At 59.5% G+C, this 15,658-nt stretch carries 14 protein-coding genes; 10 read left to right on the forward strand and 4 right to left on the reverse strand.

Translation table 11 applies throughout. The annotated features are described in order from the left end of the window. Positions 1-114: 114 nt before the first annotated feature. The 9 genes from RTX96_RS10740 (at position 115) to zigA (ending at position 9,672) form a co-directional block, all read left to right on the forward strand. Complete coding sequence (locus tag RTX96_RS10740) at positions 115-1,083, forward strand: TauD/TfdA dioxygenase family protein (protein WP_103819566.1); 969 nt, start codon at positions 115-117, stop codon at positions 1,081-1,083. Continuing rightward, positions 1,070-2,401 (forward strand): extracellular solute-binding protein, encoded by a 1,332-nt coding sequence (locus RTX96_RS10745; protein ID WP_312670953.1) that lies wholly within the window; start codon positions 1,070-1,072, stop codon positions 2,399-2,401. The genes RTX96_RS10740 and RTX96_RS10745 overlap by 14 nt, the downstream gene beginning before the upstream one ends. A gap of 8 nt (positions 2,402-2,409) precedes the next feature. Next, positions 2,410-3,312 (forward strand): carbohydrate ABC transporter permease, encoded by a 903-nt coding sequence (locus RTX96_RS10750; protein WP_219817871.1) that lies wholly within the window; start codon positions 2,410-2,412, stop codon positions 3,310-3,312. Next, complete coding sequence (locus RTX96_RS10755; RefSeq protein ID WP_312670954.1) at positions 3,293-4,159, forward strand: carbohydrate ABC transporter permease; 867 nt, start codon at positions 3,293-3,295, stop codon at positions 4,157-4,159. Before RTX96_RS10750 ends, RTX96_RS10755 begins: the two co-directional genes overlap by 20 nt. Positions 4,160-4,161: 2 nt before the next feature. Continuing rightward, complete coding sequence (locus tag RTX96_RS10760) at positions 4,162-5,223, forward strand: sn-glycerol-3-phosphate ABC transporter ATP-binding protein UgpC (RefSeq protein ID WP_312670955.1); 1,062 nt, start codon at positions 4,162-4,164, stop codon at positions 5,221-5,223. 14 nt (positions 5,224-5,237) lie between these two features. Continuing rightward, the gene (locus RTX96_RS10765; RefSeq protein WP_312670956.1) at positions 5,238-7,031 is read left to right on the forward strand and encodes an alkaline phosphatase family protein; all 1,794 of its coding nucleotides are present in this window, start codon (positions 5,238-5,240) and stop codon (positions 7,029-7,031) included. Beyond that, positions 7,028-7,789 carry an SDR family oxidoreductase gene (locus tag RTX96_RS10770; protein ID WP_312268945.1) on the forward strand — a complete coding sequence of 254 codons (762 nt, stop codon included), beginning with the start codon at positions 7,028-7,030 and terminating at the stop codon, positions 7,787-7,789. The genes RTX96_RS10765 and RTX96_RS10770 overlap by 4 nt, the downstream gene beginning before the upstream one ends. A 249-nt stretch (positions 7,790-8,038) precedes the next feature. Beyond that, positions 8,039-8,305, forward strand: coding sequence for a hypothetical protein (locus RTX96_RS10775; protein WP_312670957.1), 267 nt, complete (start codon positions 8,039-8,041; stop codon positions 8,303-8,305). A 143-nt stretch (positions 8,306-8,448) separates the two neighbouring features. Next, positions 8,449-9,672, forward strand: a complete 1,224-nt coding sequence (gene zigA, locus RTX96_RS10780) for a zinc metallochaperone GTPase ZigA (protein WP_312670958.1) — start codon at positions 8,449-8,451, stop codon at positions 9,670-9,672. A gap of 113 nt (positions 9,673-9,785) precedes the next feature. Here the strand turns inward: zigA and RTX96_RS10785 are convergent, their stop codons facing one another. Further along, positions 9,786-11,204: an L-fucose/L-arabinose isomerase family protein gene (locus tag RTX96_RS10785; protein WP_103819557.1), complete on the reverse strand. Its 1,419-nt coding sequence runs from the start codon at positions 11,202-11,204 to the stop codon at positions 9,786-9,788. Positions 11,205-11,426: 222 nt separating this feature from the next. Between RTX96_RS10785 and RTX96_RS10790 the strand changes: the two genes are divergently transcribed. Next, a complete protein-coding gene (locus RTX96_RS10790) occupies positions 11,427-12,377 on the forward strand; it encodes a sugar-binding transcriptional regulator (protein WP_312268941.1) in 951 nt (316 codons plus the stop codon). A 47-nt stretch (positions 12,378-12,424) separates the two neighbouring features. On the opposite strand, the gene RTX96_RS10795 is transcribed toward RTX96_RS10790, so the two are convergent. From RTX96_RS10795 to RTX96_RS10805, 3 genes are read right to left on the reverse strand one after another with little or no spacing between them, the layout of a single operon-like run. Further along, positions 12,425-13,513 (reverse strand): ABC transporter permease, encoded by a 1,089-nt coding sequence (locus RTX96_RS10795; RefSeq protein WP_103819555.1) that lies wholly within the window; start codon positions 13,511-13,513, stop codon positions 12,425-12,427. 1 nt (position 13,514) lies between these two features. Further along, on the reverse strand, positions 13,515-15,041 hold the full coding sequence (locus RTX96_RS10800; protein WP_181016606.1) for a sugar ABC transporter ATP-binding protein: 1,527 nt from the start codon (positions 15,039-15,041) through the stop codon (positions 13,515-13,517). Beyond that, positions 15,041-15,649: a DUF2291 family protein gene (locus RTX96_RS10805; protein ID WP_103819554.1), complete on the reverse strand. Its 609-nt coding sequence runs from the start codon at positions 15,647-15,649 to the stop codon at positions 15,041-15,043. Before RTX96_RS10805 ends, RTX96_RS10800 begins: the two co-directional genes overlap by 1 nt. Between the last annotated feature and the right edge of the window lie 9 nt (positions 15,650-15,658).

Below are 15,658 nucleotides of genomic sequence, written 5' to 3' on the forward strand. Positions count from 1 at the left end.
TTTTTTAACTTAGCTTATGCAAAGCGAATTACTATATTATGACCAAAAGATATTTTTGCCTGCATTAGTTTATTAATAAAGTTGTTTTCCCGACAATACTGAAGGAAAACAGCCATGACCTTAGCCAGCCGCATTGCTAATCAAGATGTCGAATTATTAGATATTCACCCCGTCGCCGGAAATATTGGTGCGGAGGTGCGTAATATTTCCCTCTCTGCTGAACTGGACGATGCGCTTTTTCGCCAAATAGAGACGGCGCTGGTGAAATATAAGGTGCTGTTCTTCCGTAAGCAGTCGCATTTAACCGATGAGCGCCATCAGGCCTTTGGCGCGCGCTTTGGCAACATCGTGGCGCATCCGACCGTCCCCGCCCCGCAAGGGACCCGCCTGTTTGAGCTGGATGCCTCCAAAGGCGGCGGCCGGGCTGACTCCTGGCATACCGACGTCACCTTTGTAGAAGCCTTTCCAAAGATTTCGATTCTGCGTGGCGTGACCATTCCCGAGTACGGCGGCGATACCGTCTGGGCCAACACTGCCCGAGCCTACGAGCAGCTGCCCGAGTCGCTGAAGCGGCTGGCCGACTCCCTGCGTGCCATCCACAGCAATAACTATGACTATGGCGCAGAGCGCATCGTCACCGAAGAGCATCGTCTCAATCACCACAAAAACGTCTTTGTCTCGTCGGTGTGGGAGGCGGAGCATCCGCTGGTGCATGTCCACCCGGTAAGCGGCGAGCGTGCGCTGCTGCTTGGCCATTTCGTCAAGAAGCTGGTGGGGCTGAACAGCCGTGAATCGGCGCAGATTTTTGATCTGCTGCAAAACCGCGTTATCCGCCTCGAGAATACCGTGCGCTGGCAGTGGCAGCAGGATGACGTGGTCATCTGGGATAACCGCAGCACCCAGCACTATGCGGTTAACGACTACGGTGACCAGCCGCGCGTGGTGCGCCGGGTTACCGTTGAGGGCGAACCGGCGATAGGAATTGACGGCAGCCGCAGCCGCACCGTTACCCGCCCGCAGCCGGCAGGCAATGAATCCCTCTCCGCAAACCAGCATACGGATGTGAACTATGCAGCGTCGTGATCTCTTAAAAGCGATGGCGGCGTTTGGCGTTTACAGCATGATGCCCGCCATCGCTCGCGGCGCCAACGTCGCGCGTAAATATGAGGGCGTGACCCTTAACGTCTCTATCTTCAGCACCGCGTGGCCGCAGCTGATCCGCAAGTGGCTGCCGGAGTTTGAGGCTCTGACCGGGGCGCGGGTGCAGCTGGATACCCCGGCGTTTCCGGTTTACAACCAGCGCGCCGACCTGGAGCTATCGACCCGCGGCTCGGCCTATGACGTGGTGAACGTCACCTTTATCTACACCAGCCGCTGGATCAACGCTGGCTGGCTGACGCCGCTGGATGAGTTTATCGCCAACCCAAACCTGACCCCGCAGGATTGGGGGCTCCAGGACTTCCTGCCCGCCACGCTGGCGGCGGAGACCGGGCGCGACGGCAAGCTCTACGGGATCCCCTATGTGGTTGAAGCCATGCTGGCGGGAGCCTCGCGCTACGACCTGATCCAGCAGGCCGGGCTGGAGTTTCCTAAAACCACCGACGAGCTGGTGAAGGTATTGCAGGCGGTGAACAAAAAGGATCGCGTAGCGGGGTATATTACCGACAACCACTACGGCTGGACCTTTATCCCCTATCTGCAGGCCTTCGGGGGCAACGTCTTCCGTACGCCGCCGGACGATCTCTTCCCCACTCTCGATACGCCGGAAGCCGTCGAGGCGGCGGACTACTTTGCCCGCCTGATCCGTGATTTCGGCCCCAACGGTGGGATCACCTATACCGCCGACCAGTCTCTGCAGGCGTTAAAGCAGGGCCGGGTCAACGTCTCCGACGCCAGCCAGACCTACCTCGCCCAGTTGGGCAATGCCCAGACCTCGCGCACCCTGAAAACGGCGCATTTTGGTTCGATGGTTAGCGGGCCGAAAGGGGCCTTCCCTGGCATGGCGACCCATGCGCTGGGTATTCCGGCCGGTTCGAAAAATAAAGAGGCAGCATGGGCCTTTATCCAGTGGTCACTGTCGAAGCAGATGACCGCCCGGGCGCTGGAGGCAGGCTACGGCTCGCCTACCCGCCACAGCGATATCGACTCCCAGGCGTTTCGCAGCAGGCAGGTGATCAACGGCGTCGACCTTGCTCAGCTCTCTATCGACGCCATCGACCAGGCGGGCAAGGGCGGCTACATGAAGTACCGTACCGTGGAGTTCTATCCGCAGGTCGACCAGCAGCTCAATAAAGCTATCGCGCTGATCGCATCAGGCCAGCTGTCGGCGAAAGAGGCGATGGCCCAGGCGCAGGCCGGGACGCTTGCCGACCTGAAACGCGCGGGCGCGAAACTCTCATGAGGACGGCGATGGGACAATCACTCGGCTGGCGGCAGCGCCAGCGTTATGCCTGGATGCTGGGGCTGGCCCCCTCGCTGGTGGTCCTGACCCTGCTGACGCTGATACCGGCGGCGGCGCTGCTGATCGTTAGCCTGACGCCGTTCAGCCTGACCAATCCAGAGGCGACCTTCACCTTCAGCAACCCGCTGGTTAACTATCAGCAGCTGCTGCATGACGATCGCTTTCTCAACTCGCTGGTGACGCAGCTTAAGCTCTCCGTGGTCAGCGTCCTTTTTCAGGTACTGATTGGCCTCCTGCTGGCGCTGCTGCTAAACGGCACCTCGCGCTGGCTGAACGGCGTACGCACGCTGCTGTTGATCCCGATGGTGCTGCCGCCGATTATCGTGGCGCTGATCTGGAAGATTATCTACACCCCGGATATCAGCCCGCTGCACCAGGTGCTGGACCGGTTTAACCTGCCGCTGGATTCGCTGATTGCCAACCCTGACACCGCACTATGGGCAATTGTGGTAGCGGATGTCTGGCAGTGGTTTCCCTTTACCATGCTGATGGTGCTGGCGGCGTTACAGATGGTGCCCAATGAGCCACGGGAAGCGGCCAGCCTCGATGGGGCCTCGCCGTTCAACATTTTCCGCTACGTGGTCTTTCCGCACCTGAAGCCGGTGCTGGCGGTCTGTATCCTGTTTCGCCTTATCGACAGCTTCAAGGCCTTTCCGCTGATCTACATCCTCACCGATGGCGGGCCTGGCTCGGTAACGGAGGTGACCAACTACTACGGCTTTATCCAGGCGTTTAACTTCTCCTGGTGGGGCTACGGCAGCGCCATCGCGGTGGTGATCCTGGTAGGCGTGTTTATCTTAAGCTGGCTGATTGGCCGGGCAGGGTGGAACGATGACAATACAACAGAGTGAGGTGGGCCGCCCGCAGGTGAGAGCCGCCGTCCGGCGTAAAACATGGCGGCTGAAGGGGAAGCGCACGCTGCTGGCCCTGCTGCTGATGGTCATCATCCTCGCGCCTTTTCTGTGGATGGTGATTATGTCCCTGCGCCCGGCGCTGGACGCGTTCGAGCTAACCCTGCTGTTTACGCCGACGCTGGACGCCTACCGGGCGCTGATTGCCGGAAACTTTCTCGAGCCGTTTGGCAACAGCCTGATGGTGAGCCTACTCTCTACTTTCTTCTCCCTGCTGCTCGGCGTGCCGGCGGCCTGGGTGCTGACCCGCTGGCGTTTTCGCGCCCGCCGCTACGTGGCGCTCTGGATCCTGGTGACGCGCATGGCCCCGCCCATCGCCTTTACCATTCCGTTCTTTCTGGCCTGGCGCTGGCTGGGGTTGCAGGACACCATTATTGGTCTGGCTATTGTTTACCTCACCTTTAACCTGGCGATTGTGATCTGGCTAATGCAGACCTTTTTCTCCGCCGTGCCGGTGGCGCTGGAGGAGGCGGCCTGGATGGACGGGTGTCCCCTGTGGCGCAGCTTCTGGCTGGTCTCACTGCCGCTGGTGAAGCCCGGTCTCGCGGCCACCGCCATTCTCTGTTTCATCTTCTCGTGGAACGACTTTTTCTACGCGCTGATCTTAACCCGGACTAACGCCGTCACCGCCCCGGTCGCCATTGTGAATTTCCTGCAATACGAAGGGTGGGAGTGGAGCAAAATTGCCGCCAGCGGCACGCTGGTGATGCTGCCGGTAGTGGCCTTTACGCTGCTGGTGCGCCGCTATCTGGTTCATGGCTTAACTGCCGGAGGAGTGAAGGATTAACTATGGCAACCCTGACGCTACAGAATATCGTAAAAACCTTTAATGGGCAGACCATCATCCCCGGTCTCGATCTGGCTATTCACCACGGTGAGTTTATCGCGCTGGTGGGACCCTCCGGCTGCGGCAAGTCTACGCTGCTGCGGATGATCGCCGGGCTGGAGAGCATTGACGGCGGCGAGCTGATTCTGGACGGCGAGGCGATTAACGATCTCTCGCCCCAGGCACGCAACATAGCGATGGTCTTCCAGAACTACGCCCTTTACCCGCACATGACGGTGGCGGAGAACCTTGGCTTTTCGCTGAAGATGCAGAGCATAGCGAAAGATGAGATCGCCAGGCAGGTACGCCAGGCCGCCGAGACGCTGGGCCTGACGCCGCTGCTGGCGCGCAGGCCAGCCCAGCTCTCCGGCGGCCAGCGCCAGCGCGTGGCGATGGGCAGGGCAATCCTCCGTCATCCAAGAGTATTTCTCTTTGACGAGCCGCTCTCCAACCTCGACGCCAAGCTGCGCGTAGAGCTGCGCACCGAGATCAAGGCGCTGCATCAGCGGCTTAACACGACCATGATCTACGTGACCCACGATCAGATCGAGGCTATGACTATGGCTGATCGCATCGTAGTCCTGCGTGATGGGCGTATTGAGCAGGTAGGCACCCCGCTTGAGCTGTACGATCGTCCCGCGAATGCCTTTGTCGCCAGCTTTATCGGCTCACCGTCGATGAACCTCTTTACCGGGCGCGTGGAGCAGCCGGGGGTTGTGCTTACCGACGATGGCGTGGCGCTGCCGGTGGCGCAGACGCCGGGGCTGAACGTCGGCCAGCGGGTGCTGTATGGGGTCCGTCCCCAGCACTTTACCCTCGCCACGGGAGCGTCGATTAAGGCACAGGTCAACGTGGTGGAGCCGACCGGCTCGGAGACGCAGATTATGCTCAACATCGGCCAGCACAAGGTCACTACGCTTTTTCATCAGCGCGTAGCGGCCCAGCCGGGTGAGACGCTTAACGTTCTGCCCGATGCCCGTCATGCGCATCTGTTTGATGCCGACAGCGGCGTGCGGCTGAATTGATCGGGAGAGGGGGAATGCATAAAAAAGTGATTGTGTTTGGCGTCGATGGATTAATGATGCCGCTGATCCAGAAGTTTGCCGCCGAGGGCGAGCTGCCACATATCAGCCGGATGCTGGAGCAGGGGGCAGCCACCGAGCTGCTGCCCTATATCTCTGCCTGGGGCGATGTTAACTGGGCGGCGTTTATTAGCGGACAGAGCCCTGGCACCTCGTGGCGGGGGCAAGCGCTACCGGCTGACTATTCACGCACGCAGCCGCTGCTGCAAAAGATGGCAGCGCAGGGGCTGCGCGCCGCGCTGATCCACTTCCCGGAGAGCGTGGCTGCGCCGACGCCCCATTTCACCCTCTCTCCCTACTGGTCCGCCCCGGAGCCGAATCCGCACACCTTTGCCGCACCGGCGATCTTTACCACCGACGCCGCCCGCTTTGATCCGCCCGGCAAAGCCCGCCAGCAGACGCTGGGCTGGCCGCCATCCTCGCCGCTGGCCTATCATGACAAGGGGCTGTGGCAGCCGCTGATTGGCGATGAGGAGGGGCGGCGCTACCGCCTGACGATCCGGTCAGCGCATGGCCCAGAGGTGACGCTCGCGCTGGATGTGCAGACCCGTACGCTGGGCGTGGGCGATACGCAGGTCACCTTAACGCCGGGGGCGTGGAGCAGCTGGCTGCCGCTGGGGGACGTGGCTGAAGGTGGCGCGGTCCGCTTCTGGCTGGCACGTTTTGCACCGCACACCCGGGAGATTGAGATTATCCAGAGCGAGGTGAGCTATCCTCAGCGCCTCGCCTCAGACAGTGTGCTGGCGCGGCAGCTTATCGACGAGCTGGGACCGTTCCATAGCCAGTGGGCGGTGAAGGCTTCGCCGGATGAGGCGCATTTAGCCTCTACCCTGGAGGATGCCGAACGCCAGTCGCTGTGGCTGGCGGAGAGCGCCCTCCGTTTAACGCATCAGCACGGCTACGCCCTTTGGGCGGCGGTGCACCACCTGATCGATGAGTCGCACCATCTCTGTCTTGGGCAGTACGATCCGGCCTCGCCGTTTTACGATCCGCAGCAGGCTTCGCGCTATGAAGCCGTCATTCGCGAGTGCTATAAGGTGCTCGATCGCTCGATCGGCAAAATCATCGACAGCATGGATGACGAGACTACGCTGCTGCTGGCCTCCGACCACGGGGCGGTGCCGAATCACTTTATGTGTGACGTAAACCGCTACCTGGCGAAACAGGGTCTGGTGACGCTGGACGCAAACGGCCTGCCGGTGCGCAGCCAAAGCCAGGTCTATCTAAAGGATGAGCGCGGCGGGCTGGAGATCTTTATCAACACTGCCAGGGTTGCCCCGGAGGAGTATGGTGCAATTCAGGATAGACTCCTGCACCTGCTGCATAACTGGCATATTGAACACCGGGGGCAAACCCGCTACGCCGTGGCCTGGGCGGTGCGCAAAGAGGATGCGGTGGGGATCGGCTACTGGGGAGAGCATGCTGGCGATGTGCTCTTTACCTATGATACCGGCTTTGTCTGGGGTACCAGCCTCGGCGGCGAGGATATTTGTCCGGTAGCCGCACCGGGGGCCAATCACGGCCCGCAAAAGCCGACGGCCGAGACGGCGCATACCGCTAACTACGGCGTGCTGCTTGCCTTCGGGGCGGGAATTCGCAAAGGCTACTCTCACGATCGCCATCGTTATGGCCCGTACCGGATGGCGGATCCCGGCGCAACCATTGCTCATCTGCTGGACGTGGAGCAGGATACCCTGGACGGCACGGTCATGCAGGCCCTGCTGACAGGAGAAAGAGAGGAGACGCGATGACCGAGCACCGTTATACCCGTTATGCCAGCCTGGAGGATAAGGTGGTGGTGATTACCGGCGGCGCCAGCGGGATTGGCGCCGATCTGGTTGCGGCCTTCAGCCAGCAGGCGAGCCGCGTACATTTTCTCGATATCGACAGCCACGCCGGAGCCGCGGTGGCGGAGGCCAGCGGTGCGCAGTTTCACTTTACCGATTTGCGCGATATTCCGGCCCTGAGAGAGGCAATTGCGTCTATTGCCGAACAGGAGGGGGGGATTGACGTGCTGATCAACAATGCTGCCCGTGACGATCGCCACGATACCTTCGCCGTGGAGCCTGAAGGGTGGCGTGCCAGCCTGGAGGTAAATCTCGATCACCAGTTTTTTGCCAGCCAGGCCGTTGCGGCCCTGATGAAGAGCCAGGCAGGGGGCAATATTATTCTTACCAGCTCAACCTCGTTTATGAAGGGGCGGCCGGGCATGGTGGGCTACACCACGGCAAAGGCGGCCATTGTGGGGCTGAGCCAGACGCTGGCGCGGGAGCTGGGGCCGTCTGGCATTCGGGTGAACTGTATTGTTCCCGGCGCAATCTCTACCCCGCGCCAGCAGGCACTGTGGCGTACGCCGCAGTCAGAGCAGGAGATCAACGCTATGCAGTCGCTTGATATTACCCTGGAGGGGCGGGATGTGGCCGCGATGGCGCTGTTTGTCGCCTCTGACGACGCGCGCGGCTGTACAGGCGCGCTCTTTTTTGTCGATGCCGGTATTCGTCTGGTTTAAATAACGATCGCACCAGAGGATCCTGCTGCGGGCTCTGGCAGAAATGGGGATGCCGTCTACACTATCGGAGGTACCTTTTTGCCATAGATATTTTTTCGGTATCACCATAACTGAAACTACCTGATCAATGTGGGGAGTTGGAGTCTGAAAATCGGGTTGTGATAGATGAAAACCCTGTACAATGCGGGCTCGATTATTTAGCGTCGTACCGTATTAAGATACCCGGCAAAAGAAGCAACTGGCACAGATATGACTAGATTTGATGATAAAAGATTGACTGATATTGTGCTGGGAGAAGCCATTCTTGCTCTTTTTAGCGAAGGCGATCCCATTACGCCATACAGTTTGATAGAAAAACTGCAGTGTATGGCCGTTTCAGAAAAGATGGCATTCAGAAAGCAGGCATGCACCAACGCCATTATTGAGGTACAAAGCAGCCTTATGGCGCAATCCTCGGAGTACGGCAGCTTTCAGGTAGGTAACGAATACCTTACTGGCAGTAAAACGATCCACTGAACCACGGTTATCGTCGCTTCGCTCTGTGCCGATGCCCCACACGCCTCGATTTTTTCTTACTCCATCCTGCTTCGCTATCTCCATCCTTTAACGCTCGCTTTTGTTATGTTATAACATTTCTAAAATAACACAGGGTGAGCGAAATGGCAGAAACACGCATTAACACAGGCGAAGTAAAAAGATTACCGGTCACTGTCCTGTCTGGTTTTTTGGGCGCAGGGAAGACCACGCTGCTTAACCACATTTTGAACAACCGGGAGAGCAGACGCGTGGCGGTTATCGTTAACGATATGTCAGAGGTCAATATTGACGCCGCGCTGGTAAGGGATGGTGGGGCCGAGCTGTCGCGCACCGACGAGAAACTGGTGGAGATGAGCAACGGCTGCATCTGCTGCACGCTGCGGGAGGATCTCCTTATTGAAGTCAACCTCCTGGCGCGGGAGGGGCGTTTTGATCAGCTGGTCATCGAGTCTACCGGCATCGCCGAGCCGCTTCCGGTGGCGGAGACCTTTACCTTTGCCGACGACGAGGGGCGAAGCCTCGCGGACGTGGCGCGCCTCGATACGATGGTTACTGTCATCGATGCCTTTAACTTTCTTAACGACTACGGCTCGGAAGAGAGCATCCACTCGCGGGGTGAATCATTAGGGGAGGACGATACCCGTAGCGTGGTGGATCTGCTGATCGAACAGGTTGAGTTTTGTGATGTGCTGGTAATTAACAAGATCGACCTGATTAGCGACGAGCAGCAGCGCAGGCTACTGGCTATTCTGCGCTCCCTCAACCCGGGGGCAAAAATAGTCACTACGCAATTCGGCCAGGTGCCGCTTAGCGAGGTATTGAATACCGGCCTGTTTGATTTCGCCAAAGCCGCCCAGTCGCCGGGCTGGCTCAAGGAGCTACGCGGAGAGCATACCCCGGAGACGGAGGAGTATGGCATCACAAGCTTTGCTTACCGCGCCCGGCGGCCGTTCCACCCGGCCCGTTTTGCACGGGTGCTGGAGAACGAGCTGACCGGTGTGGTGCGCTCAAAAGGCTACTTCTGGCTCGCTAGCCGGCCAGAGTTTGCCGGCTCCTGGTCCCATGCGGGGGGCGTAGCGCGTCAGGGTCTGGCGGGAAGCTGGTGGGCGAGCACTCCCCGTGAGCGCTGGCCGGAAGATGAGGCGTCGTTGCAGTTTATTATGGCCAACTGGCTTGAGGGGGTCGGGGATGCCCGTCAGGAGCTGGTGTTTATCGGGATGGAGATGGACGAGGCGCGGCTACGGGCGCAGCTGGATGCCGCCCTGCTGACGGATCGGGAGATGGCCGAAGGCCCGCAGCGCTGGGCAGGCTATGACGACCCGATTGACGGCTGGTTCGAGGAGTAACTTTTTACACCTGAAACTGCCCGGTGGCGCTGCGCTTACCGGGCCTACGAGGCAACAAATTTCTCCGTGCCGTAGGCCGGGCAGGCGCAGCGCCGCCCGGCATAACCCTCATCCTACCGGTGCAGATAGGTGCTGACCCCGAGGTAGCGCGTGAAGGCCTCCTGCAAAATCTCGGCGCTGGCGGAGTGGTTCATGGCCACGTGATGCTCGAAGCCGTTGCGGCAGATCCAGGCCAGCAGGTTCTCCAGGTGCGGGACCTGAATTACCGCCCGGCAGCCGACGGTATCCAGCGGATCGTCCACCGACTGGCCCTCGCCGACGTAGGCCTTGATCTCGCCGGTGAGATCGTCCGTGCTCAGACGGAAGTAGGTCAGGTTCCCGCTCTTCAGGCGACCATGCACCGCCCCGCAGGTGTTCTCTTTCCCGACGGTAGTGCCGATAATATCGGCGGTGCCCATATGCGGGTCCTCAAGGCTGGCCGCCGCGAAGTTGCCGCAGTGGAACAGCACGCACTTGTCACGATCGTCGCCAAAGTTGTTGTTCCAGTCGGCAATCGACGCCGGGCTCATATTGCTGCTGGCGAGGGCGTACATTGAGAGCGCACCCATCACATCCACCTCGCAGGCGCTGGGCATCAGCTGTCCGGACATGATGCTCATAATCGAGCAGACGTTGATGCCAAGGTTCTCCTGCAACGAGGTCCAGCACTGGATGGCGGTGGTGTCGATGTCGTTGGCGATGACCCATTCGCTGATCACCACGAACAGCTTCGCCATCGTGACAATCTTGTCTGCCGGGATCCCACTGGCGTCAGCGTTATCGAGCAGCAGGCGGCGCTTCTCATCGACGCGAATATCATCATCGCGCAGCTGCTTAACCCGGGTAAAGACCTCGGAGAGGTCCAGCGTCTCAACGGCGATACCCAGCCGCTCAAGCAGTTTCTCGCTGTAGCGCACGGTGTTGAACCCGGCCGGGCGAGCACCGATGGCGCCGACGCGTACGCCGCGCATGCTGCTCACCACGCGGCAGATCTGCTCGAAGCGACGGAGATCTTTTTCAAATACCTCGCCGCTGAGGGCACAGACGTGCTGGGTAGTCAGGGTAAAAGGGATGCCGTACTGGCGCAGGTTGTTGCAGAGGGAGATCTTGCCGCAGAAGCTGTCCCGGCGGGTCGCCAGCCCCATCTTATCGAGATTGTCCTCCTCGGCCTGGATCAGCACCGGGACGTTGAGCCCTGAGAGGCGCAGGGTTTCAGCCACCGCTTTCTCATCGCCAAAGTTAGGCAGCAGCACCACCACGCCGTGGATCTCATCCCGGTGGGTGCGGAACAGCTCGGCACAGATCTTCGCATCCTGGCGGGTTTCGACCCCGCCCAGCTCGGTCTGCGTATCGTCAAGCATAATCGTGTTGATACCCAGCCGGGCAAAGAGCGCCGTGGCCTGTTCGCGCGCTTCAGCGACCAGATAGCTGGGGAAAAACCCACGGTTGCCGATAATGACGCCCAGGGTGAGGTTCTGCGGAATTCGGGACATTGCTCTCTCTCCAGTAATCTCTCTTGAATATATATTCATTTATGATTTATTATTCATGAGAGTAAGATATGCGCTACTTTTCCCTTTGTCACGAGGTGTGCAGGCAATTTTCTGAGAAAGGAGAAAACGATCACAGTTGCTTCATCAAGCAAAAATCAGGGCGTGCTTGTTATCTATTCAGGTATGCATAAAAATAACAGACATAAAATCAAGGGGAATGTTATGTCGAAGCAGGATGAACAACGCTTGCTGGTGAAGATCGCCACGCTCTATTACAGCGAAAACAGAAAGCAGTCTGAAATCGCCTCACTGCTGCACCTGTCACAATCATTTGTCTCACGCGCGCTGACGCGCTGTCAGAAAGAGGGCCTGGTGAAAATCACCGTGGTTCAGCCGACCAATATTTTTGTCGAGCTGGAGAAGGCCATTGAAGAGCGCTACGGCATTCGTCAGGCCATCGTAGTGGATGTTGGCGAGAGCGCCAGCAACGGGCAGCTTAAACACGCTATTGGCAGCGCGGCGGCGCACTATGTTGAAACCCGCGTCCGGCCAGAAGACCTGGTGGGCATCTCCTCGTGGAGCAGCACCATTCGCTGTATGGTGGATGAGATGCATCCGCAGAATATCCGCGCAGCAGGGGTGATCCAGCTGCTGGGGGGCGTCGGCCCCAACGGCAACGTGCAGGCCACTATTCTTACCCAGCAGCTGGCGGCCCACCTGGGCTGCCCGGCGTGGCTGCTGCCTTCCCAGAGCATTGAGCACTCGGTGGAAGAGCGCGCCCGACTGGTCAACAGCCCGGACGTGGCGGCGGCAGTGGCGAAATTTGACGAGGTGGATGTTGCCATCGTCGGCATCGGCGAGCTGGAGCCATCCCAGCTGCTGAAAAATTCGGGCAACTACTACAACGAAGAGATGCTGACCCTGCTGGCCGAGCGCGGTGCGGTAGGGGATATTTGCCTGCACTACTACGATGCGGCGGGCAATCCGGTGCTGAGCCAGGAGGAAGATCCGGTAATCGGCATGGAACTGGCGCAGATGCGCGCCTGCCAGCACGTTATTGCCCTGGCGGGAGGCTTAGAGAAAAGCAACGCCATTCGCGGCGCGCTAGAGGGGAACTACATCGATGTGTTAATTACCGACTTCGCCACCGCCCGCAGCCTGATGAAGAAGTAATCTGCCTCTTCCCGGGCGTGTACCGCCCGGGAAGAGAGAGCGAGGCGCTATTTGCCCTCCATCACCGCTTTCTGCGCCACTACGGCGGCTTTCTGCTGCATGCGGTTCTGCATCTGGTCGATGATGACCGCCACGATAATGACGATGCCTTTAATGACCATCTGCCAGAATTCGCTAACACCCATCATCACCAGACCATCGGCCAGGAAACCGATGACGAAGGCGCCGATCAGCGTGCCGAGAATGGTGCCGCGCCCGCCCGCCAGAGAAGTACCGCCAAGCACCACCGCTGCGATAGCGTTCATCTCAAAGGCGGTGCCGTTGGCCGGATGGCTGGCTACCAGCTGTGCGGAGACCACAATCCCGGCAATCGCCGCGCACAGGCCGGAGAGCATATAGACCAGAATCTTAACCTGTTTAACCTTGACGCCGGAGAGTTCGGCGGCGCGCTCGTTATCGCCAATGGCATAGACGTGGCGGCCAAAGGGCAGGCGGCGAGCCACGTAGGCAATAATGAGCGCCAGCGCGATCATCATCCAGATCGCCCACGGAATGCCGAATAGCGATCCGGCCCCGATCTCATCAAAGCCGGTATTGCCCAGCAGCGGGTTTCCGGAGAGTCCGGGGAAGGTCTGCCCATCGGAGGTGAGCATCGCCGCGCCGCGCAGCACGTACATGGTGCCAAGGGTACAGATAAAGGGGGCGACGTTATAGCGGGTGATGATCCAGCCGTTGGCCGCGCCTATCAGCGCGCCGATCAGCAGCACCACCGGGACGATTACCCAGACGCTGGGAAAGATAGCGATACCAAACATCGGCAGCACAATACCTTTGGTGATCATCCACCCGGCGATCATCCCGCACAGGCCCAGCGTTGCACCGATAGAGAGATCGATTCCGGCGGTGATTATCACGAAGGTGATCCCCAGCGCCAGAAACGCGTTGATGGCGATGTGCTTAATCATGATCACCATGCTGCCTGCCGACAGGAATCCCGGCACCATCACGGTGAAGAAGCCGACGATCAGAAAAAGGGCAATAAAGGTACGTAGCTTTAACAGAATAAGCAGAATGTTTTCACGAGAGAGCGACGCTGCGCCGCGCGGCGTTAACGCTGCCGATTGGACTGTTTTCATCTTAAAACCCCTGAGCACTTGCTGTGACCAGCGCTGATTCTTCGGCCCGATCGCGAACGATATCGGCGGTAAGCTTGCCGCCGGACATCACCAGAATACGGTCGGAAACCGCCATGATCTCTTTTAAATCCGAGGTGGAGAAGACCACCGCGATCCCCTGCTGAGAGAGCTGTACCATCATGCGAAACACATCCGCTTTGGCGCCGACGTCAATACCGCGTGTCGGTTCGTCGAGAAACAGCACCTTCGGATTAGTCAGCAGCGAGCGGCCAATCACCACCTTCTGCTGGTTGCCGCCGCTCAGCGCCTGGATCTCGACCTCCGGCGAGGAGACCTTAATCGACAGATCGCCAATGGTGCCCGCCACGACGGCATCCTCCTCTTTACTGGCGATAGTCAGCCCGCGCTGAAGGCGTCGCCACAGGCTGGCGATGGTCAGGTTGCTCGCCACCGAGGAGATAGGGAAGATCCCGGTTCGCTTGCGGTCTTCCGGTACCAGACTCATCCCCATCCGAATGCGGTCAGCGGTCGCCAAACGCTGGGGCACCGGCTTGCTGTCGAGCCATAGCTTGCCGAAGTAGTTACGCTCGGTGCCCAGCAGGCACTCAAAAAGCTCGGTGCGCCCGGCGCCCATCAGGCCGTAAATGCCAACGATCTCTCCGGCATGCACCTTAAAGCTGACGTCGTTAACCACCGTATTGCCCGCGGCGTTAACGCAGGTAATATGCTCCGCCTCCAGCAACGGAGGGCCAAAGGTGCGGCCCGGCTCGAGAAAGTTACTCACCGGATCGCTGCCGAGCATCTCGCGGACGATCCACGGCACGTCAATATCTTTCACCTTCGCTTCTGCCTGGAACTTGCCGTCGCGCAGGATGGTAATGACGTCGCCAATGGCCATTAACTCCTCCAGGCGGTGCGAGATATAGATGATCGACACCCCCTGGCGAGTCAGCTCGCGGATCACCCGAAACAGGATCTCCACTTCGGTTTTACTCAGCGCCGAGGTGGGCTCGTCAAGGATCAGAATGTCTGCATCCTCCGCCAGCGCCTTGGCAATCTCTATCAGCTGCTGCTGGCCGACCTTGAGGTTGCCCACCAGCTCACGCGGGGAGATGGGCTGATCGAGGCGTTGCAGCAGCTCGGCGGCGCGCCGCTCCTGCTCGGTCTCATTGATGGGCGCGACGCCTTTTTGCAGCTCGCGGCCAAGGAAAATATTCTCGGCCACGTTAAGGTTTTCAAACAGGTTCAGCTCCTGATGCACCATGCCGATCCCGTGGGCCGCCGCCGCGCGGGTGCTTGGGAAGTGTACCGGCTCGCCGTTAAGCAGGATCTCGCCAAGGCTGGGCTGCTGAACGCCGGCCAGGATCTTCATCAGCGTCGATTTACCGGCTCCGTTCTCGCCAATGATGACGTTCACCTTGCCGCGCCAGACGTTATAGTCGACGTTATCCAGCGCCACGGTACCGGGAAAGAGCATCGAGATACCGCGCGTGCGCAGAATAATGTCATCAACAGGGGTAACGCTCATTACTGTGCCTCCTGTTTGATATCCAGCGCGGCGGCGTCTTGCGCTTTGCCGTTGGTCAGCGTCACGGCAAACAGTACGGTGGCCGGTTTACCGTTCCAGCCGGCGTCGATTTTCGGCAGGTGCTTCGCGGCTTCGCGGTTGTAGGCGCGGGAGAGCTGGGCGAACTGCACCTGGTTAGTAAAGTCTTCAAATTTAAAGCCGGTGGCATCGCGGATGGCGTTGCCGCGCATTACCGGCCCGAGCTGGATCGTCAGTGGCTGGTTGTCGACGGTGAAGGTCAGCTTCTGCTCGCGCGGGTTACTGACGTCAACGGCGGTCACCTGGCTGGTCAGGCGAACAAAAACGCTCCGGGGTGCGCCGCTGGCGGCTTTCAGCTGGCTGGTAAACGCGCTGGCATCCAGCGCGTGTTGGTTAGCGGCATCCATAACGCGGGACTGCCAGGTCTGTTGCGCGATCTGCTGCGGGGTCAGATTGTCGAAACTCTGTTTCGCATTTGGATCGGCAGGCATAATTGGCTTGCCGTTTTCATCCAGATCCACCACCGTGCAGGCCGTCAGCAACAGGGTGGTGCACCCTATCAGCGCGACACCCCATTGTTTTAAGCCCATAGCGCCTCC

The sequence above is a fragment of the Pseudescherichia sp. genome (assembly GCF_032052675.1).
Lineage (GTDB): Bacteria > Pseudomonadota > Gammaproteobacteria > Enterobacterales > Enterobacteriaceae > Pseudescherichia.